General features: G+C 39.1%; 15 protein-coding genes, 2 tRNA genes, 4 pseudogenes and 1 riboswitch. Of the genes and pseudogenes, 15 read left to right on the top strand and 6 right to left on the bottom strand.

Translation table 11 applies throughout. The features are described 5' to 3' along the window. Nucleotides 1-123: 123 nt before the first annotated feature. A riboswitch (M-box (ykoK) riboswitch) is annotated at nucleotides 124-287 on the top strand. Between the two features lie 80 nt (nucleotides 288-367). The 6 genes and pseudogenes from mgtA to LA20531_RS11660 all read left to right on the top strand — a co-directional run bounded on the left by mgtA (nucleotide 368) and on the right by LA20531_RS11660 (nucleotide 7,093). Next, nucleotides 368-3,055, top strand: coding sequence for a magnesium-translocating P-type ATPase (mgtA, locus tag LA20531_RS08215; RefSeq protein ID WP_056940565.1), 2,688 nt, complete (start codon nucleotides 368-370; stop codon nucleotides 3,053-3,055). Nucleotides 3,056-3,253: 198 nt separating this feature from the next. After that, nucleotides 3,254-4,411: pseudogene (locus tag LA20531_RS08220) on the top strand (RNA-guided endonuclease TnpB family protein). Nucleotides 4,412-4,603: 192 nt separating this feature from the next. Continuing rightward, nucleotides 4,604-4,816, top strand: coding sequence for a hypothetical protein (locus LA20531_RS11275; protein ID WP_236704183.1), 213 nt, complete (start codon nucleotides 4,604-4,606; stop codon nucleotides 4,814-4,816). 99 nt (nucleotides 4,817-4,915) lie between these two features. Beyond that, nucleotides 4,916-6,087 (top strand): annotated as a pseudogene (locus tag LA20531_RS08230) (aminotransferase class I/II-fold pyridoxal phosphate-dependent enzyme). Between the two features lie 258 nt (nucleotides 6,088-6,345). Beyond that, nucleotides 6,346-6,696, top strand: coding sequence for a YSIRK-type signal peptide-containing protein (locus tag LA20531_RS08235; protein WP_233994823.1), 351 nt, complete (start codon nucleotides 6,346-6,348; stop codon nucleotides 6,694-6,696). Continuing rightward, a complete protein-coding gene (locus LA20531_RS11660) occupies nucleotides 6,674-7,093 on the top strand; it encodes an LPXTG cell wall anchor domain-containing protein (protein WP_236704184.1) in 420 nt (139 codons plus the stop codon). The genes LA20531_RS08235 and LA20531_RS11660 overlap by 23 nt, the downstream gene beginning before the upstream one ends. A gap of 285 nt (nucleotides 7,094-7,378) precedes the next feature. Here the strand turns inward: LA20531_RS11660 and LA20531_RS08245 are convergent, their stop codons facing one another. Further along, complete coding sequence (locus tag LA20531_RS08245; RefSeq protein ID WP_099202230.1) at nucleotides 7,379-8,740, bottom strand: IS4 family transposase; 1,362 nt, start codon at nucleotides 8,738-8,740, stop codon at nucleotides 7,379-7,381. A 215-nt stretch (nucleotides 8,741-8,955) separates the two neighbouring features. On the opposite strand from LA20531_RS08245, the pseudogene LA20531_RS08250 reads away from it, so the two are divergent. Beyond that, nucleotides 8,956-9,996: pseudogene (locus tag LA20531_RS08250) on the top strand (PTS sugar transporter subunit IIC). Nucleotides 9,997-10,296: 300 nt separating this feature from the next. Then, complete coding sequence (locus tag LA20531_RS08255; protein ID WP_056940615.1) at nucleotides 10,297-11,793, top strand: SLAP domain-containing protein; 1,497 nt, start codon at nucleotides 10,297-10,299, stop codon at nucleotides 11,791-11,793. Nucleotides 11,794-11,925: 132 nt separating this feature from the next. Here the strand turns inward: LA20531_RS08255 and LA20531_RS08260 are convergent, their stop codons facing one another. Together LA20531_RS08260 and LA20531_RS08265 are read right to left on the bottom strand one after the other, a co-directional pair. Then, nucleotides 11,926-12,288, bottom strand: coding sequence for a hypothetical protein (locus tag LA20531_RS08260; RefSeq protein ID WP_056940616.1), 363 nt, complete (start codon nucleotides 12,286-12,288; stop codon nucleotides 11,926-11,928). Continuing rightward, nucleotides 12,281-13,600 (bottom strand): annotated as a pseudogene (locus tag LA20531_RS08265) (Y-family DNA polymerase). Before LA20531_RS08265 ends, LA20531_RS08260 begins: the two are co-directional and overlap by 8 nt. 353 nt (nucleotides 13,601-13,953) lie before the next feature. On the opposite strand from LA20531_RS08265, the gene LA20531_RS08270 reads away from it, so the two are divergent. The 7 genes from LA20531_RS08270 (at nucleotide 13,954) to arsC (ending at nucleotide 17,717) form a co-directional block, all read left to right on the top strand. After that, nucleotides 13,954-14,352 (top strand): iron-sulfur cluster biosynthesis family protein, encoded by a 399-nt coding sequence (locus LA20531_RS08270; protein WP_013437337.1) that lies wholly within the window; start codon nucleotides 13,954-13,956, stop codon nucleotides 14,350-14,352. A gap of 140 nt (nucleotides 14,353-14,492) precedes the next feature. Next, the gene (locus LA20531_RS08275; RefSeq protein ID WP_013641596.1) at nucleotides 14,493-14,942 is read left to right on the top strand and encodes a GNAT family N-acetyltransferase; all 450 of its coding nucleotides are present in this window, start codon (nucleotides 14,493-14,495) and stop codon (nucleotides 14,940-14,942) included. Nucleotides 14,943-15,007: 65 nt separating this feature from the next. After that, a tRNA-Tyr gene (locus tag LA20531_RS08280) sits at nucleotides 15,008-15,089 on the top strand. A gap of 34 nt (nucleotides 15,090-15,123) precedes the next feature. Continuing rightward, nucleotides 15,124-15,195: transfer RNA gene (locus LA20531_RS08285), tRNA-Gln, on the top strand. Nucleotides 15,196-15,397: 202 nt separating this feature from the next. Then, nucleotides 15,398-16,513, top strand: coding sequence for a hypothetical protein (locus tag LA20531_RS08290; protein ID WP_056940617.1), 1,116 nt, complete (start codon nucleotides 15,398-15,400; stop codon nucleotides 16,511-16,513). Between the two features lie 94 nt (nucleotides 16,514-16,607). Next, a complete protein-coding gene (locus tag LA20531_RS08295) occupies nucleotides 16,608-17,309 on the top strand; it encodes a GntR family transcriptional regulator (protein WP_013437341.1) in 702 nt (233 codons plus the stop codon). Nucleotides 17,310-17,315: 6 nt separating this feature from the next. Further along, entirely contained in the window at nucleotides 17,316-17,717 is a 402-nt protein-coding gene (gene arsC, locus LA20531_RS08300; protein WP_056940618.1) for an arsenate reductase (thioredoxin), read from the top strand. Nucleotides 17,718-17,771: 54 nt separating this feature from the next. On the opposite strand, the gene tagD is transcribed toward arsC, so the two are convergent. From tagD to LA20531_RS08315, 3 genes are all read right to left on the bottom strand, one after another. Beyond that, complete coding sequence (gene tagD, locus LA20531_RS08305; protein ID WP_013437345.1) at nucleotides 17,772-18,158, bottom strand: glycerol-3-phosphate cytidylyltransferase; 387 nt, start codon at nucleotides 18,156-18,158, stop codon at nucleotides 17,772-17,774. Between the two features lie 183 nt (nucleotides 18,159-18,341). Then, on the bottom strand, nucleotides 18,342-19,502 hold the full coding sequence (locus LA20531_RS08310; RefSeq protein ID WP_099202335.1) for an RNA-guided endonuclease InsQ/TnpB family protein: 1,161 nt from the start codon (nucleotides 19,500-19,502) through the stop codon (nucleotides 18,342-18,344). Then, nucleotides 19,477-20,097, bottom strand: a complete 621-nt coding sequence (locus tag LA20531_RS08315) for an IS607 family transposase (protein ID WP_056940766.1) — start codon at nucleotides 20,095-20,097, stop codon at nucleotides 19,477-19,479. Before LA20531_RS08315 ends, LA20531_RS08310 begins: the two co-directional genes overlap by 26 nt. Between the last annotated feature and the right edge of the window lie 53 nt (nucleotides 20,098-20,150).

Raw genomic sequence — 20,150 nt, forward strand, 5'->3', positions numbered from 1 at the left:
CATCTACTGCAAATTTATCAATAGATGCTCTTTTCTTAAATTCTTTTACAAATTCTAACGATTTAGTAAAGATAATTGCATTGTAAAATAATATGCATATAATAAAAATGAAAATTGAAAAAGCAAATAAACTGTTAGGTGAGGCTCCTACGTGAACACAAGCTATCGCCCGGAAACATCCAGAGATGCCAACGAGTAAAATAGTTCTTGTCGAGATAAGGCGAGATCCAGATAGCTAGCCTGTGCTTACGTCACGTAGTGTCAAAACTGAACGACGAGGAAACATCGCTTAGATAAGGAGTTAATACTAATTGGTATTAGCTCCTTTTTAGTTTGTTTGTATGTTTAATCAGAAAGTGAGATTAACATGGCAAAAAACAAGTTGCTGATGAATAAGAAGACAGCCGATACAGAGTTTGTTAAGCAGATCGCTAGGCAAACTCCCGAAGAAGCGTTAAAGACGCTACATAGTTCGCTAGACGGTCTGTCTTCGGCAGAAGCTAAAGAGCGTTTGGAGAAGAATGGTCTTAACGAAGTTGCGACCAAGAAGCACAACACGAAATTGCATTTCTTCATTGAATCATTCTTCACTCCTTTCACAATGGTCCTGTTGCTGCTAGCAACGGTGTCACTGTTTACCGACTACGTCTTCGTGCCGGCAGATCAAAAGGACCTGAGTACTGTGATAATTATGATTACGATGATCATCATTTCTGGATTAACATCCTTTATCCAGAATGTGAAAACTAATGACGCAGTTGAAGCCCTCTTAAACATGGTGTCTGTAACTACCAATATTCGTCGCAATCAAAAGGACGAAGAAATTTCTACCAAGCAAGTAGTTGTCGGCGATATTATTAATATCCACGCTGGGGACATGGTGCCAGCAGATATTAGATTGCTCAAAACTAAAGACTTGTTCTGTTCATCAAGTTCTTTGAACGGTGAATCAACGCCTGTGGAAAAGATTGCGACTAAGAGGCCCGATCAAAAAGACATGGATCAATATTTGGACTATCCTGATGTAATCTATCAAGGAACAACTATTGTGTCAGGTTCAGGTGTTGGCGTTGTTTTGGCCACCGGTGAACAAACTGTCTTTGGTCGTTTGGCTAAGGATATTTCAAACAACGACGTTAAGGAAACTAACTTCGATGTTGGTATCAAGAACATTTCTAAATTATTGTTAACAATGACCGCGATCATTGCACCTTTAGTTTTGGTCATCAACGGTTTAACTAAAGGTAACTGGCTCAACGCCTTGTTGTTTGCCATCGCTACTGCCGTTGGTTTAACTCCAGAAATGTTGCCAGTTATTGTTACTAGTAACTTGGTTAAGGGTTCGCTAGAAATGTCCAAGCACGGCACCATCGTTAAGAAGATGAACTCCATCCAAAACTTCGGTGCTGCCGACATTCTTTGTACTGATAAAACCGGTACTTTGACCCAAAACAAGGTTGTATTGGAACGTCACTACAACTTGGATATGAAGGAAAATCCACAAGTTTTGCGGTTGGCTTATTTGAATTCGTACTTCCAAACGGGGATGCACGATTTGATGGACCAAGCCATTATCGATGCCGCTAGCGATGAGCTAGACGTTGAAGAAATTAAACATGACTACACTAAGGTCGATGAAATTCCATTCGACTTCAAGCGTCGTCGCATGAGTGTCGTGGTAAAACGCCACGGCGATGGTCGTATCCTGGTAACCAAGGGTGCTGCCGAAGAAATGCTTGCTTGCTGCAATCGTGTGCAAGTTGGCAATCACATTAGTGATTTAACTGATGAATATAAAGAAAAAGTTTTAAAGCACATTGAAGATTTGAACAAAGATGGTTTGAGAGTTGTTTTGCTTGCTTACCAAAACAATCCTGCTCAAGCCGGCGAATTCAATGTTAGCGATGAAAAGGATTTGATTCTAACCGGATTCTTGGCCTTCCTTGATCCACCTAAGGATGATGTTAAGGACGTGCTTAAGCAGCTCAAGCAAGACGGCATCACCGTTAAGATTTTGACTGGTGATAACGCCGCCGTAACTAAGAGCGTTGCTTCAAGAGTAGGCTTAAACACCGAGTATGTTTATAGTGAAAAAGACCTCGTTGGTAAGGGCGACGAAGAGATTAAAAAGATGGTTGAAGAATGTAGCCTCTTTGTTAAGCTTTCACCAGAATACAAGGCCAAAATTATTCAAATTTTGAAAGAAAATGGCCACACCGTTGCCTACATGGGTGATGGGATCAACGATACGCCAGCTATGAAGAAGGCCGACGTGGCAATCTCAGTTGATACTGCCGTTGATATTACTAAAAAGAGTGCCGACATTATCTTGCTCCACAAGAGTTTACGTACTTTGGAACATGGTGTAAGAATTGGGCGTCAGATCTTTGCCAACACGATGAAATATATCAAGATTACCTTGTCATCTAACTTTGGTAATATTTTGTCAATCTTAGTGGCATCATCATTCTTGCCATTCTTGCCAATGCTGCCAATGCAGTTATTGATCTTGGATTTGATCTACGGAACCTCTTGTCTATCAATTCCATTCGATACTGTTGGTGAAAAATATTTGGAAGTACCACGTAAGTGGGAGACAAGAAAATTGCCTAAGTTCATGTTCTACTTTGGCCCAACTTCTTCAGTCTTCGATATTATTACGTTTGCCTTGCTTTACTTCTGGATTTGTCCAAGCGTTGTCGGAGCAAGTTACATGGCTGCTACTCCAAGTCAAAAGGCAGTCTTTATGGCAATCTTCTGGAGTGGTTGGTTCATCGAATCACTTTGGACACAAGAAATGGTTATTCAAGCATTGCGTGATCCAGCCGTTCCATTTATCCAACAACATTCTTCACCAGTTGTCATGCTCGCTACGATTGGTGCAGGCTTGATCGGTACCGCAATGCCTTACATCCCAAGCTGGGCCAAAGTAATGAAATTCGGTCCAATCCCAGAATTCTACGTTTTGGTAGTGTTAGTACTTTTGATTTTGTACATTGCACTTACTACTTTGGTAAAGCACTGGTACATGAAGAAAGAGGAGTTCTTAATTTAAGTGAAAAATTATAAAAAATACTTAATCGCATACTTTTGATCTGTGGAATTATTGGGTTTTGCTTCTTACTAAAATATAGTCGAAGAAAGCATAGGATTTCAATCCCGTGATGAATTTGGCTTTTTTAAAACTAGTGTTCTGCTTTTTCTTTTGATATAATTTTTATCAAAAGGAGGGGGGAACGAATGTGCTAAAAGGATCAAGCTGCGCTTATATCCTAACCAAACTCAACAGGATCAGCTCTGGCAAATGTTTGGCAATGATCGTTTTGTTTGGAATCAAATGCTGGCCATGATGAATGAACGCTATCAAAACAATAAGGATTTGCCTTTCTTATCTAAGTTTAAATTGGATTATCTGCTTAAACCGTTAAAGCAAGAATATCCTTTTCTGAAAAGCAGTGACTCTTCCAGTCTGCAGGTGGTTAATGCCTCCTTATATCAAGCTTGGAAGAACTTCTTTAATGATAAGACAGGCAAAGTTGGCAAGCCAAGATTTCATTCCCGCAAGTACTTAAAGAACTCTTATACTGGCAAGTCGCTTGTTCGAATAGCTAGCAGGAGGTATTTGAAGATGCCTAAATTGGGCTACATCAAGACAAGTAAAACAGATATTTTAAAAGATACTAAAATCAAGCGCTACACTGTTGTGCTTGAACCAACTGGAAAATACTACTTAAGCTTACAAGTAGAAACCAATCCGGTTAAGCCTTTTAAACAAACCGGTAAAAAAGTTGGGATCGATGTTGGAGTGACTGATCTGGCTATTCTGTCCAATGGACTTAAATATCCTTCTTTTGATGGTTCTTATTATGAGAAGCAAGCTATTAGCTGGCAAAAGAAGTATTCACGCAGAAGACATTCGGCTCAGTTGCTTTGTTTGCAGGATAAAAACAGGAAAGTATTAAATCCTAGAAGTTTGGGCAGCTTTTTAAACTGGCAAAAAGCTCAAAGGACTAAAGCAGTCTATCAAGCTAAAGTAGCTGCTCAGCGTAAAGACTATCTTGACAAGCTGACAACACACTTGGTTAAGCAATATGATGTAATTGTGATTTAAGATTTGAAAGTCAAGAATCTTCAAAAAAATCATCATTTAGCGAAGTCAATCGCTAATGCTTCCTGGAGCATGTTTAGACAAATGTTGAAATATAAGTGTCAATGGTACGGCAAGAAGCTAGTTGCTGTTGATCCAAAGAATACTTCAAGGATTTGTTCTAAATGCGGCTATAACAGCGGAGAAAAGCCATTGAACATTCGTGAGTGGAGCTGCTCTAAGTGTCAAACACATCACGATCGAGATATTAATGCGGCAATTAATATCTTGAATAAAAGCAAAGCCTGCATTGTAGAGCTTTAGCTCGTACAACACAGGACATCGAAAAGCTAAATAGTCAGGAACTGGCCATGGTAAACAGCTGAGTTCCGTGAGTTAGGCATGGCAACAGTACCAGTAAGATCCTAAACACTACTTAGTGTTCCCAGAAACCCGGTACTTTAGTGCCGGTGTAGTTCATCAGCGTTTCAAGATTTTTATATCAAATCATATCCGATGGATTTTGCCATCTTAGTAGCAGATATAGTTTTAATCTTAATGATCGCGATTTTGTCATATTTTCCACGTTTAAGAATATTGACGATTGTTTTAGCAATAATTTTAATTGTCCTGTTGCTAGTTAAATGGCAAGCAACTTATCCACCAGTTGCGATTATTTATAGCATTTATGCTTTAGTAGTTATTTGGTTTAACGTGCATTTTAAATAGAATGAAAAAGGCAAAAGTAAGAATTAATTTTTCCTTTGACAAGGATTAAAAAGACTCCTATATTTGAATTAATTTAGTTCGATATAAGGAGGAAAAACTATGGTCGACTTAACAAAACACATGAAAAAAGGCTTAGTTGAACAAAAGCCAGGGCAGATTTTAGCCTTTGCGGCTTACACCAACAAAATTCCCGACATTATCAAATTCACAATTGGTGAGCCTGACTTTAACACACCAGAGCATATTAAAAAAGCGGCCGAAGCCAGCATCGCTAACAACCACTCGCACTATGCGCCATCTAACGGGACTCCAGGTTTGCGCAAGGCGGCAGCCGATTTTTTAGCTGAAAAATATGGACAAAAATACGACTCAAGCGAAATTTTGATCACCAATGGGGTAACGGAGTCGATCTACGACTTTTTGACTGCGGTGCTTAATCCAGGCGACGTTGTTTTGGTGCCAACACCAATTTTTCCGCTTTATATTGGGGATGCCCTATCCATGGGTGCAATGGTTGAACAAATCGGCACTTCTGACGATGACTTCAAATTAACGCCGGATAAATTGCAAGCAGCTTTAGACAAATACGGCGATCGAGTAAAGGCATTGGTGATGAACTATCCAACAAACCCAACGGGCGTTATGTACACGCAAGATGAGCTCGATGCATTAGCTGATGTGGTGCGTGACAAGCCAATCTTTGTTCTTGCCGATGAAATTTACAGCGAACTCAATTATGATCAGCCACATGCTTCGATGGAACAGACCTTGCATGATCAAGTCGTATTGATGAACGGTGTGTCCAAGGCATGGGCGATGACAGGTTACCGGATCGGTGTGGTGGCTGCACCTAAGCCGATTTTGGATCAATTGCCAAGATTCATCAAGCGATTACCACGACGGAGCCAACGCCAATGCAGGATGCGGCTGAAGAGGCCCTGGCTAACGGCAAAGACGATGCTTTGCCAATGAAAAAAGAATTCCAGAAGCGTCGCGATGTGCTTTATGATGGTTTAACCAAATTGGGCTTTGAATGCGTCAAGCCAAAGGGTGCCTTCTACATTTTTGCTAAGATTCCGGCGGGGCTTGAACAAGATGATACCAAGTTCATCTATGATTTAGCTGAGAAAGGCCGCGTGGCTGGGGTTGCTGGTTCATTCTTTGCCAAGGGCGGCGAAGGCTATATTCGTTTATCTTACGCAACTTCGATGGACAATATTAAGGAAGGTTTGAAGCGACTGGAGCAGTACGTTAAGGAAAATAAGGCTTAATTAAACAATTTAGACCGAGTGATGAGCTCGGCCTTTTTTTGTATTAAAAAACAGTTTTGTTATGAGTTGACATTCCTTTTATATGGCACTTTTTAATTGTTATAAATTTTATAGTAGAAAAATTGATAAACACTTGAATTACTATAAATAACAAATATGATAAAGAATGAAGAAAAATAACGCAATTTATATAATAAAAAGAATAAGTTAATGCTTTGATAAGGGATTAAACATTAGGTTGTCTTCGGGGGACGCAAAATGAGAAATATTCAACAACACTTTTCTATTCGTAAGTTAACTATTGGTGCTGCTAGTGTATTAATTGGATTAAGTTTTTTAGGCTTTGGTACACAAACTGTACATGCTGATGCCAATGATACTGCAGTGCAAGCTACTTCTGAAAAGGTTGATGCTTCTACTAGTGAAGCAAAGAATGATGTTAAGACAGAAGATGTAAAAGTTGAAACTCCTGTAACAGATGATAAAGCTGCTACTGATCCAACTACAAATGCAGATGTAAAGGAAGAAAAGACTACAGAGCCAGCTGACGAAACATCAGCTGCAGATAAGACTGAAGCTCCTACAGATGCTACCAAGCAAGCCGGCTAAGTCAACTGAACCAGCTAAGAAACACACAAATAAGCCGGTAGCTCCAAAGAAGGGAAAGGGTTACAATTACAATTCTTCAGTTCATGGCGAAACTATTAAAGGTAGAAACAAGGTTAACGGCACTACAAACAACGTAATGCCACATGCTGAAAATACTGCTCGCCCAAAGGGTGTAGCAGCTCCTGATGGTGAAACTTTACCAAATGGCTACACCATTAACACCAAGGGTCAAATCCTCAACGCTAAAGGTCAAGCAGTGGGTTACGTTGATAAGAATGGTCACATGTACTTGCCACAAACCAGTGAAAAGAGTACCGCTTCCTTAGCATGGCTCGGCCTCGGCATCGCGTCCCTCGCCGCAATCATCGGGTTAGCCGCAGATCGCAAAAGAAGATAACTTAACACATTCTTAACTATGATTGTGAATAAAGTTCAAGTATAATATTACATATAGGGGGAACTAGGATGAGAATTTTTAATACTTTTTTTGGTATGAAAAAATTCTGCGAGCTAGTTCCGGAATAGACTAAATAAAGCTCCAGAGATATGCTCAATGTCATTAAGTTAAGACATTGACTAATCTGATGACACTTTTTGAGACATTTATCGAATTATTTTATTTGATAAATGTCTTTTTTTGATAGCACAAATAAGCCATCTTAAGATAGCCGTTTAAATTAGTTCAAGCTGCTAGACGATAAGGAAAGCCAACTACTAATTTAACTTTTAGATTTCGTTTATCTTTTCTTCCTGGTCGAATGGGCGTTAAATAAAATGCCACATCTAGCAGTAATTGTGTGAAGTTTTTATCTGAATTATCACTTATACTAAAATATCGTCGCCAGATACAACAGGCCATTTTAAAATCTATTTGATATTGATATTTTCCCTGAGTATACGGTTTTGAGCTCGCAATTATTGATAAACTCACGGCATTATACATTGCAAAATGGGCGTATATTTCCATATAAACAAATTGATCTTTTTTAGAATGAAACTGTATGCCGCTTAAGTCATATTTAAGCTCCCTAAAAGAAGTTTCTATTCCCCAGCGAAGATGATAGATCTCTTTCATTCTAGCTAGAGGATATTCATTTCGATCTAAATTGGTGATGAGGACTTCCCACTCATCGTCTGAACCTGGTGGATTGATTCTAAACTTACAAACTCTAAATCTAACATCACACATATCCTCAAAATCCCAGCGTTGATCTCTGGTATTTTTAGAACGAACAGCTTTATAGTGATGCTTTTTGTGAAGAATCAGGTGAAGAAACTTTTCTGTATCTTTATGGGTGACATAATAATAATGTGACGAAGTTACTCTGCATGATAAGTCAATATCGTATTCATGATTCGACATAGCTACAATTTCTTTAAAAGCACCATCTCCGGATTTTGATCGCATAACATAGTGGCAATGTTTTAATCGATTGCAATTTTCAATTAAATTAAAGCTAATGTAGCCACGATCCATCAGGACTAGAAAATCTTTTTCTTGCTGGGCTAATTTCTTTATCATGGTTAAAGCTGCCTCACGTTCATCCATTTTTTGTCTAGGTTGGATAACCATGTCTAAATATAATTTATTCAAAACATCATAAAAAGCGTTTACATGTATCTGGCAATATTTTCTACCATCTTTGCCTTGAAAAATATTCTTTGATTTTGGATTAAAAGGCTGATCAAAATCGGAACCATCAATCGCTACAACTAAGTATTTGTCATCTAGTAATTGCGGTGCATTGTTTGCCTGACTAAGCTCAGCCATAATTTCTTTAAAGCATTCAGGCTTTAATTTAGCCTTTTGTTGTTCAAAAGCCGAAGCAGTCATTCTAGAATTTATGTCAGGAAAAGCATGAAAAATTTCCGAATTCAGGCTGCCAGCTCCCATGTTAAGAATTAACTTAATCAAATCAGTGGAATTGAGCTTACGACAGCGAGTAAAAGCTTGATCAGATACAGAGAAATCGTGAATGTTGTCAGCAATTTTATTGATAATACTATCCATCAGCTTTAAAATATTTGAGTGAAGGGATTTCATAAGAGGCACAGCTTTCTATGAAAGACCAGATAATATGACGAAAGTGAGCAGAAGGGCAAATAAACTCTGCTTACTTTTTATTTTAAAAAGAAAAAAGACCGAATCAAAATGATTCGATCTTTAAAAGCTGTCGATATAATGTCAATGTCTTAACTTAATGACATTGGAGATATGCTCTGGGGCTTTTTATTTTTAACGAAACGAGGAAAGGACCTATGCGAAAAGATTTCAAAGAAAACCTTTTAAACATATTGAATGGTGTGAGTTCCGGCGTGGTGATCGCGCTGGTGCCGGGTGCGCTGATTAATGAGCTGATGAAAGGAATGTCCAGCTTCTGGCCAGGTGCGCAAGACATCTTGACGATGACGACATTGATGCAAAACTTGCTGGCCGTGTTTGCCGGTCTGTGTGTGTCATACCTGCTCAAGTTCAACTTGATTCAGTCGAGTTCAGTTGCGGCAACTACGATGATTGCCAGTGGTGCGTTGGAAATGAAAAACGGCCACATTATGTTGAATGGATCAGGGGATGTCATCAACATTGCGCTTACGATCTTTATTGCGGCAACACTGGTTAAGTACTTAACGCCAAAGCTTGGTAGCTACACTGTGCTCTTCCTGCCATTGTCAGTAGCTGTGTTTGCAGGTTGACTTGGCCAGTTTGCGCTCCCTTACACCAAGATGATCACAGGCATGATCGGTAGCGTCGTTTCTGTTTTGACCGACTTCCGACCGCTTGTGATGGGCATGTTCATGGGTGCAATCTTTGCGGCATTGATCGTTTCCCCAGTTTCTTCAGTGGGTATCGCAATGGCGATCGGGATCGAAGGCATTGCGTCAGGTAGTGCCAACTTGGGAATCACTGCCGGCGCATTTACTTTGGCAATTATGAGTAGCAGAGTGAACGGCTTCGGGACAACGATTGCGCACTTCTTGGGTACGCCTAAGATTCAGATGGCTAATATTTTGAGAAATCCTAAGCTGTTCGTGCCGGTGGTTGTGTCCGCTGGGATTGCCGGCTGGGTTGGTGCGATCTTCAACATCACAGGTACGGCTAACTTTGCTGGCTTCGGTTCAACAGGATTGATTGGTCCGCTTGCGGCTTACCAAAATATGGCGAGTGGTCCGATTACGATTGTGTTCTTGGTAGCGATTTTTGCGGGGATGCCACTGCTGCTTGGCTACCTCATGTGTTACATTTTTATTCAAAAGTTGGCTTTCGTTAAGGAAGAAGATCTTTTAGTTAAAAATGAATAAAAAAAACTCATTGGTGGATTAAAAGTCAATAGTTTGAGACGAAATTCACAAAATCGTAAATTTATGAATTAAAATTGTAATAGTGTGGTAACTACAGTTTAACGTTTTAGTTATAGGATATCTGTAGCGGTCTGAGGGGAGGGTAGCCCTGAAGATCGCGTACCTGATCTAAGCGTTGTTTTTATACAATAATAGGAAAAATGGTATAATAGATTCACAAGCGAGTAAGAGATAAAGATAGCGAGAATATTTCTTATCGATCGCTTACATAGTGATTTTTTCTGAAAAGGAGACCACATAATGAAGAAGAATTTAAGAATTGTTAGTGTTGCAGCTGCTGCTTTGTTAGCTGTTGCTCCGGTCGTTTCTACGGCTATTCCAGTTAATGCTGATACTACTGTAAATGTTGGCTCATCAACAGGTACTGGTGCAAATACTACTAATACAAACACCCAAGCACCTCAAAATAAACCATATTTCACTTATAATAATGAAATTATTGGTGAATCTACTCAAAGTAATCCTTTAGGTAACGTTGTTCGTACTACTGTAAGTTTTAAGAGTGGTGATAAAGTTTCAGATTTAATTAGTAAAATTTCTAAAGCCGTTCAATTCCACAAAGATAACTATGCTGGTGGCGAAAATGTTACTATTAATGAACAAGACTTCATTAATCAATTGAAGAATAATGGTGTAACCACTAAGACCATTAATCCTTCTAAGAAGGGTGAAAAATCTTACGAGGAAATTGATAAGGTACCAAGCACTTCATTTAATATTACTTTAAGTGCAAGTGCTAACAATCAAACTGCTACTATTCAAATTCCTATGGTGCCAGAAGGTGCTTCCGCTCCGGTAGATACCACTCAAAATCCACAAATTAATTGGACTAAGGGCGGTCAAGCACAAAGTGCTAGCTTAAATGGCCAAGTATTTCAAGTTGCTGTTGGTTCAAGCTTCAATCCATTGAGCTTCATTAACAGTAATGGTGATACAATTTCTATTTCAGCACAACAAAGTAAAGATAACTCAACTTACGCAAGTATTGAAGCAACTTCCAACCCGGTTAATACTTCAGAAGCAGGTCGTTACTACAACGTAACTTTAACTGCAACTGGTAACACTGGTAAGAAGACCACTGCAACTTATACTGTTTTGATTACTTCAAGTCAAAAGCAAACTTTATATGCTAATGGTGCAAGTTCAATTCCAACTTACAGCATTTACGGTGGTAATGTTTTGAGTAATTCAACCACATTCAAAGATGGCGACCAAGTTTACGTTTCAGACAAGACTGAAACAATTGGTAATGTTTCATACTCACAAGTTTCAACCAAGTCTAAATCAGATGCTAATGGTAGTAATATGTGGGTAAAAACTTCAGCACTTGTAAAACCGGCTGGTGATACTAACGTTAAGACTTACCCAGTAATGATTGACTCACGTGCTTACGACAAGAACGGTAACTATTTAGGCCACATGTATTACGCATATGACAACATTGATATCGTTCCAACTGTTGTAACCATCAACGGCAAGACTTACTACAAGGTTGCTAACAAGGATGAATACGTTCGTGTAACCAACATTACTGGTAACCAACGTACTTTACGTCACAACGCTTACATTTACTGGTCATCATACCGTCGTACCCCAGGTACTGGCAAGATGTATAGAGGCCAAACTGTAACTACTTACGGTCCTGCAATGAGATTCAAGAACGGTAAGAAGTACTACAGAATTGAGGGTTGCAGAAACAACAACAAGCGTTACATTAAGGCTGTAAACTTCTATTAAAAAGAAGTCCGGTTTGATATAAAAACTGAATAAAATTTTAATAATAATAGAAACCACGCTCCAAGCAGCGTGGTTTTTGGTTAAAACTAAAAAGTCATTACTATAATTCCAATAGAAGAGTAATGACTTTTTTCATTCAATAAATTCAATATGATTAATATCCTCAATCAGAACCAGATTCCGCGAAATGATCGCCGTATCTTCCTGATAGCCCTCGACAAAGCCAACAATATCAGCCTTTACGTCACTATCGACAGACAGCTCCTTGAGCTGCACCGACACCTTTCTATGTTCACCAAAAGACTGCATTAACATGGCCCTGATATCTTTCTGACTCATCGGCTTTTTCTTAACGTAGACAGTATCTCTTCTTCGCTGCTCCTGATTAATCTTAGCCGTGTGGTCACTCAAGTAGAACCCGGCCCATTTTTTCATCCCTCGATCCTGATAGTTCCTAAAGAATTCCTCAACCCTTTTATCAAGCTCGCTACTCATAAGCGTTGCCTCCATTGTGGCCGCCTACGAGTTTGCTACGTCTGATCGCTGTAGTTCCTGGCAGCAGGCTAGAGGCCTTCACCACACTAGAGAAGCCGTATTTTTTCCGCAGACTATCAACCGTTTTATCCAAAGTCTTCCGCTTCACCTGCAAATCCGGCTTAACAAACAAGTTGAATTGCTGACTAGTGTCCAGCTACAGGTCACCATAATCAACGCCAATATTCCTGACGCCTTCGCCTTGCCATTTGCTTCTAAACAGATCAATCAGCTGCGTAGTTAAATCATGATTATCGTTAGTCGGAGTAATTTTCTTTTGCACGTTAAAGCCGCCACGCGGATGGTCCGGATCGATCGAATCAAAAGAATAACCAATGAATAAGCCGATTTTACCAGTTCGCATATCATGCGCCCTGATTCTCGCTGCTACTTGTTCACCAATCTCACGAATGACGATTTCAATCTGTCTTTGATCATAGTAGTCGCGATTCAAGACCTGGGAATTGCTGTAGCTTTTAGCTTTCGTAATGTATTTATTCCTGATGATGCTGCGATCGACGCCCCAACTCATGGCATAGAGCTGCTCGCCAATCACGCCGAATTCTCTTTTCATAATTTCCGGATTAGAGTGGGCGAGGTCGTACATGTTGTTGATGCCAAGTCGTCTCAAGTGGTCGGCCGTTCTAGTGTTGATGCCCCAGACGTCTTCGAGCTTAGGGATGCGCCAGATCGTATCAGGGACGTCGATATAATGCCAGAAGTCGATCATCGACTCGCGATGCTTAGCCGAAATATCCATAGCAAGTTTGGCTAGCAAGGGATTTTCACCAATGCCGCAGGTCGTGTACAGCCCCAGCGTATCGTGGATATCTTTTTGAATTTTTCTTGCGACATAATACGGATCATCGCCGAAAAGCTTCCACGAATTAGTCATATCGATCATGCCTTCATCGATAGAGTACATGTGAATGTCCTCGTCCGCCGCATATTTATGGAAAATATCCAGCACCTGCATGCTACGCTTGATGTAAAGATTCATATGTGGGTCCACCAGCATCAAGTCAGGTGCTTCTTTTTTAGACGGTAAATTCCTTGCCCGCATTACATTGTGCAAGCCGTATTTTCTCTTAGCCAAAGGGGATGCGGCCATGATTAACCCAGAACCCCAGCTGGAATCTGGCTGACGAGAGATTACGGCTAACACCGACTTCATGGGATTCAAACCCAATCTGATTGATTCGCAACTTGCAAAGAAGCTCTTATTATCGATCATGAAGACTAGCCTGTGTGGTTCATATCTATAGTCATACATGTGCATCCCCACCTTACTATGCTAAGCGAATATACGTTCACTTACTTGATAATGCTATTATACGAAAATATGTTTGTGTTATCAATGCTAGTCTGATATTTTTAGCTAAAAAATAAGTCTTATTTTAAGCCAATCTTTAGAAAAGGTGTTATATTATAGGTGTATTGTAATTCATGATGCAATACACTTTTAAATACTCAGTATGATCTATATGTGTAAAAAAGTCGTTACCATGGTCTCCTTAAGGTAATGATTCTTTTGTGCCTAAATTAATATTTCTTGATTTAGATCAATTTATTTACTAGCTTTTTTCGCTATAATTTAATTAACAAAGCGAAAAGGAGAGTGGACTTATGTTGAAAATTACATTTACTGATAAAGCACTTGATTACTTAAAGAGAAGAGAAATCGCAGACAAGACTTTGATCTTAATCACCGATGATGGTGGTGGCAAGTATTCTATCAAGGGTGGCGGCTGCAGCATTGGTTCCCACTTTTCAATCATCTGGGTTGATCAAGTTGATCCCGATTATCCTGTAGAGCTTGAAAACGATCAGGGCTTGAAGATCTATACTTCAAAGTATGATATGACGATGATGGGACCAAACATGGTGATGGATTATGATGCCGGCAGCTTAAATCTTCGTTCTGACGAAGGAATTCTTGACGGCGGCGTAGAAATCGGCAATGGTGCCGCATTAATTAAGGCTAACAAGAACGTTAAGATGGGCGCTGTTGAATGGCGTTGTTAATAAGCGTAAATTTTGATATATTAAAAGCGAAGGACAATTTGCCATAATTGCATTTTGATTCAATGCAAAGGCACAGAAGTCATTACTCTAGAAACCACAATAAGAGTAATGGCTTTTGTTTTTCAAACGAGTAAATATAAATGATTTTACGTGAATATAAATCTGCTGACTGTGCACAACTAGCCCAATTGTTTTATGAAACTGTACATACTATCAACATTTTAGATTACTCTCCAGAGCAAATGGATGCGTGGGCACATAAAGAGATTGATTTACCAAAATGGGATGCATCTTTTAGAGCGCACAAGAGGATTGTTGCAATTGATAAAAAACAAATTGTAGGTTTTGGTGATATTGATAAATCAGGATATTTAGATAGACTTTTTGTTCATAAAGATTATCAAGGACAAGGTATTGCAAGTGCTATTTGTGATGAACTGGAAAGTAGTATAAAAGATGGTAAAATTGTGACACATGCATCTATTACTGCTAGACCATTTTTTAAGGCTAGGGGATACATTGTAGTTAGGAAACAAAAAGTTGTAAGGGATGGAATAGAATTGATCAATTTCGTAATGGAGAAAAAATGAAAACTTTTTTCAATTTTTCCTTGCATTTGTCCTAGATATTCGTTATTATAATTAAGTCAGCTAACGGAGGAGTAGCGAAGTGGCTAAACGCGGCGGTCTGTAAAACCGCTCTCTCTGAGTTCGGCGGTTCGAATCCACCCTCCTCCATTGTTGAGCAACAAGTAAAAAGCTCAGCTGGTATTGGGTTATAGCCAAGTGGTAAGGCAATGGTTTTTGGTACCATCATGCGCTGGTTCGAATCCAGCTAACCCAATAGTTCTAAAAGAACACCCAACCCTAATCAAAGAAACGTCTTATGACGTTTCTTTTTTTACCTAAAATTAAATATCATCATTTGCGTAGATAGAACTTGATCATTTCGATCAGGTTCTATTTTTAATAGGAAAAAATTAACCATTATTAGTGGAAAACAAGTACAATATAAGAGCTGTCTTTTTAAGTAAGGGGAAATTTGAATGGCTAGAATAATCAGAGTTGGCGGCTCAAGCAGCGAAACCAGTTGGCAGGAAGCGTTAAAAGATTTGCGTGCTGATGACGTTTTAATGCTGGGGCCTGGCTTTTACTATTTGCCACAAGGCTTAACACTAACAGATATTACGATTAAAGGGACAGGATCCGTCCCAGAAGATACGACAATTGAAGGCTACATTAGCGTTTCAGATGATAGCAGCTATGTCACTTTAGAAAATTTATGCATTAATACCAGCACTGACAACAACAGTCTTTTCGTCCCAGTTGAAAGTGATGGTTATTTGACGCTACGTAATTGCTTTATCAAGGGTAACGGCACCGACACTGCTGCGATCGCTGTGAACGGGAAGGTAACCGTTGAACTTTATTCAACTAAGGTGATTAACGGCTCTGTTTCCATGTACGAAAATGCTAATTTCCGTTTGGAAATGAATGATTCCGAAATCGACTACAAGTCTGATAAATACTGTGCTTTGGCCTTAGAGGGACAAGGTACCGCGATTATCAATAATTCCAACATCCACGGTAGCATCAACACTTTTGCCAAAACCAACGCAGAACTTGATATTAATAATTCCGAAGCCGATTATATTTTATTGCACGGACAAACCTGGATGAACATGCTCAACAGTACGGTGCGTGCTAAGGATGATTCATGTCTTTACCTCAGTGACGACTGCTGGAGCAACATCATGAACAGCAAGTTCAACGGCGGCATTTATATCGATAAAAAGACGCGGACGATTATCCAAAACTGCACCATCAACCGCATGGTGGTTATTAATGAGGCAAAAGTCACAATGAGCAATTCAACTGTGACCGCCCACAGTGATTTTCAAGATCAATCCAGCTGTGAAGCAACACGTGTCAGCTTTATGGGCAACATGGATTATGAATACTTCTTGGCATTGAGCGGCAACGCTAACTTGCGCGGTCATGATTTACTGCTTCATCCCAACGGCGCCGATTTGGCTATTCAAGACGAAGCCAAGTTGCACACCAACGTCATCGCCGACAAAGGTGAGAAGCTCAGCGTGGAATGTGATAAACGTCCGAATGTGTACATTTTAGGTGTTCAATGGACCGCTAAAAGAAAATAGCATGGTAAAATTATTCTACCGTATTAAATGCAATCTAGACCAATTTACTTTATAATAACAGGTAGTATTAGAGGACTTTGGAGGGCGACATATTATGGAAGAACCTATGTATATCAAGATCCATAATCAGATCAAGCGCGATATTGAAAATCATGTGTACAAAGTGGGAGACAGAATTCCAGCTGAACGTCAATTATCAGTGAAGTTTGGCGTTTCAAGAATGACTTTGCGTCAAGCAATCAAGACACTGGAAGAAGAAGGGATTCTTGAACGGCGCCTGGGCAGCGGTACTTATGTAGCTAGCCAAAAGGTGCAGGAAAGAATGTCAGGGATCATGTCATTTACCGATATTACTAAGGCAAATGGTCAAGTTCCTTCCAGCAAGTTGACATCTTACCAAATTGGCAACCCATCATTGTCAGAAAAGGAACGTCTGATGCTTAAGAAGGACGAAAAGGTTCTACGCATGGAGAGAATTCGTTACGCTGACGATGTGCCAATTTGTTATGAAGTAGTTACTGTGCCTTACTACTTGGTTAAGGACTTCTCAAAAGAAGAAGTTTCCAGCCACCTTTATGAAACACTTGAAAAGCGTGGCGGTTTTGAAATAGGCCGAGTAACTGAACATATTTCTGCCTCAATTGCTAATGAACAAGATGCGCGCTTGTTAAAAGCTAAGAAGGGCGAAGCTTTAATTACTAGACGTCAGGTTACTGAACTGGCATCAGGTCAACCATTTGAATATACGCGTGCTCGCTATGTTGCCGAAAGATTTGAATTCACTTTCTCTAAGTAGTAGATAATGAAGAAAATATACTTTTTATGCACTGGTAATTCTTGTAGAAGCCAGATGGCAGAAGGCTATGGCAAGATCCTGTTAAAGGGTAAATACGAAGTTAGAAGTGCAGGGATTGAAAAGCATGGCATGAATCCATATGCGGTTAAAGCTATGGCTGAAGATGGCGTAGATATTAGTAAGCAAATGTCTAAGATAATCGATCCAGATTATTTGAAGTCAGCTGATCTTGTGGTTACCTTGTGCGGGGATGCACGGGATCGCTGCCCGGCTTTGCCGCCTCAAACGAAAAGTCTTCATTGGCCTTTGATTGATCCGGCGCAAGCACAGGGAACGCCTGAACAAAAGATGGTGGTCTTTCGTCAGGTGCGTGATGAAATTAAGAAACTTGTAGCTGGTTTAGAATAGATAAAATAAAACTCCAACTTCATTCAGAATTTGAGTGAGATTGGAGCTTTTTTGTTATTTCAAGTCTTCTTTAATCTTGGTAGTTGAAATACCTGGCGTTCTTGGCAAGTAAACGACGTCGCAGTATGGCTTCAAAAAGTCGAATTTACCTTTCCAGTCGTCACCCATCACGAAGGTGTCGATATTGTATTTCTTCACGTCGTCGATCTTCTGATCCCAGTCTTTTTCAGGGATGACCTTATCAACGTAGCGGATAGCTTCCAAGATGTATTTTCTTTCTGGGTAAGTGTTGTAGGCTTCCTTGTGCTTCTTGAATTCGTTGAATTCATCAGTTGAAAGCCCCACGATTAGATAATCGCCTAATTCTTTTGCACGTTTAAGCAGGCGTACATGACCATAATGAAGCAGGTCGAATGTGCCATAAGTAATTACTCTCTTCATGTTGTCTGCTATATAAAACATGGAAATATGTAGAAGAATACGAATTTCCTACATATCAGAAAGATATATTTTTCCTTTCTTTGTGTACTGTCGTCTTCACTAGTATTCTGATATTCCAAATAGGAGTAATCACATTGACTAGCTCTTACAGCTTAAGGACCTAGCCAGCCCTGTTTATTTTCTTTATTTTGCCAAAGCTAAAAGATTTAAAACTGCATTTTCATCTCGATCATTCTTGTAGCCACACTCATAACAGACATACTCATTATGTTTGGTACCATGCTTTTTATTGCCCTGCAAAGTGATCTTTTCCTCGCCTTTTTTGACATAACCGCACGCAGCACATCTTTGAGTTGATGGGTATGTTTTATCAGCCAGGATTAATTCTTTGCCATACCAATCACACTTATAAGTTAGTATTCGTCTAAACTTGCTAAAAAGTGATCTCTGCATTCCTTTTGAAGCTACATGCGTCATCATCATTTCTTTGACTGCCAAATCTTCAATTACAATTTGATCGTAATTATTAACAAGCTTAGTAGTAAATTTTTGTAATAGATCGTTTTGAATATTAGCTGCTTTGCGATAATCTCTTTGCAGTTTGGTTCTCACTGCAAAGTAATTATTTGATTTTGTAGCTAACTTACCGTTAAATTCTCTTTTACGTGCCAGCATTCTTTGATAATGCTTAATACGCTTATAAAGCTTTTGCAATTTAGCAGGCAAAATATTGATTTGCCCCTCGGTATAGTTAAAGTGGCCAACATTGACATCAACTGCTGTCTTTTGCTGGGTTTTAGCTTTTAGTTCAATTTCTTCTTCATAAGGAAGAGCCACATAATAATTATCTTTTTCTTTGAAGACACTTACTACTTTGACTTCATCCATCTTTAGAGCTTCATAGCTTTTTAAATCAAACCAAGACTCTTTTGAAATGCTTCTTGGACGATCAAGGCGAAGCTTACCATTAACGATCTTAGCTCTATCAGTTTTAAAGCCTTGTCTGGGAGCTTTCTTAGATTTAAAACTAGGTATTCCCCAATCAGGTTGTGACTTATCAAAGAAGTTCTTCCAAGCATTAGCTAAGTCTTTAATCGCTAATTGTAAACATCTGGCAGACAAATCATATTGCCAGTCGGCTTTATTTGCGACTAGTTCATCACGGACTCTGCGTTCGTTAGGACTGGGATTATCTTTTTGGTTTAATGTATGAGCTTCATACATTAATTGCCAAGTTTCTAAGCCTTTATTCCAGCAGTATCGACGATAGTCGCATAGAGCATCAAGATGCTTTTGCATGGTCTTATTAACTTTTAGCTTAACTACTTGTGTCTTGATCGTCATTTAAGTACTCGCCTCTAATCTTTTTCTTGTACTTTCTTAAGCCATATAGTCTGCATGAAAACACATGAATTATACTTATCAGATCATCAACCAGTTCTTTATCAGGACTAGTGTCAATATTATTCAAAACAATTATTTCAGTCCCATGCTTTTTACATAGGTTTTCAAACCAATCATAGCCAAAACGGATAAATCTATCTTTATAAGTAATATAAATTTTATCTATTTTGTTGTTCATTACTTCGTCTAGAAGATTATTCCATTTTTGCCGTTTATAGTTTAAGCCGCTGCCAATATCGCTTATTTCTTCGTCTAATACGATACCTTGTGCGTTAGCGTATTGTCGAATATAGCTTAATTGATCTTTTAAGTCATCTTTTTGACCAGAAGTTGATACTCTGGCATAAGCAACTTGTTTTTTATTTGAGCTTAGACTATTTTTGCTCAAATATTGATTTATTTGATCTTCTGTATAGAATCTGCGATTAGTAGGAGAGCGCTTAGCTTTAAAAATACCCTTTCGATCCCATGTTTGGAGGGTTCTAGTGGTTATTCCTAAACGATCAGCGACATCTTTAGGTTTTAAAATTGTCATAATATTCACTTCCATGTTTAACTTCCTAATGAATATTATGGCAAATATTTCTA

It is taken from the genome of Lactobacillus amylovorus DSM 20531, from assembly GCF_002706375.1.
Lineage (GTDB): Bacteria > Bacillota > Bacilli > Lactobacillales > Lactobacillaceae > Lactobacillus > Lactobacillus amylovorus.

Bases quoted from the DNA above. Each gene is read 5' to 3' on its own strand.
- mgtA (WP_056940565.1), top strand. From the start codon at position 368: ATGGCAAAAAACAAGTTGCTGATGAATAAGAAGACAGCCGATACAGAG.
- LA20531_RS11275 (WP_236704183.1), top strand. From the start codon at position 4,604: ATGGATTTTGCCATCTTAGTAGCAGATATAGTTTTAATCTTAATGATC.
- LA20531_RS08235 (WP_233994823.1), top strand. From the start codon at position 6,346: ATGAGAAATATTCAACAACACTTTTCTATTCGTAAGTTAACTATTGGT.
- LA20531_RS11660 (WP_236704184.1), top strand. From the start codon at position 6,674: ATGCTACCAAGCAAGCCGGCTAAGTCAACTGAACCAGCTAAGAAACAC.
- LA20531_RS08245 (WP_099202230.1), bottom strand. From the start codon at position 8,740: ATGAAATCCCTTCACTCAAATATTTTAAAGCTGATGGATAGTATTATC.
- LA20531_RS08255 (WP_056940615.1), top strand. From the start codon at position 10,297: ATGAAGAAGAATTTAAGAATTGTTAGTGTTGCAGCTGCTGCTTTGTTA.
- LA20531_RS08260 (WP_056940616.1), bottom strand. From the start codon at position 12,288: ATGAGTAGCGAGCTTGATAAAAGGGTTGAGGAATTCTTTAGGAACTAT.
- LA20531_RS08270 (WP_013437337.1), top strand. From the start codon at position 13,954: ATGTTGAAAATTACATTTACTGATAAAGCACTTGATTACTTAAAGAGA.
- LA20531_RS08275 (WP_013641596.1), top strand. From the start codon at position 14,493: ATGATTTTACGTGAATATAAATCTGCTGACTGTGCACAACTAGCCCAA.
- LA20531_RS08290 (WP_056940617.1), top strand. From the start codon at position 15,398: ATGGCTAGAATAATCAGAGTTGGCGGCTCAAGCAGCGAAACCAGTTGG.
- LA20531_RS08295 (WP_013437341.1), top strand. From the start codon at position 16,608: ATGGAAGAACCTATGTATATCAAGATCCATAATCAGATCAAGCGCGAT.
- arsC (WP_056940618.1), top strand. From the start codon at position 17,316: ATGAAGAAAATATACTTTTTATGCACTGGTAATTCTTGTAGAAGCCAG.
- tagD (WP_013437345.1), bottom strand. From the start codon at position 18,158: ATGAAGAGAGTAATTACTTATGGCACATTCGACCTGCTTCATTATGGT.
- LA20531_RS08310 (WP_099202335.1), bottom strand. From the start codon at position 19,502: ATGACGATCAAGACACAAGTAGTTAAGCTAAAAGTTAATAAGACCATG.
- LA20531_RS08315 (WP_056940766.1), bottom strand. From the start codon at position 20,097: ATGACAATTTTAAAACCTAAAGATGTCGCTGATCGTTTAGGAATAACC.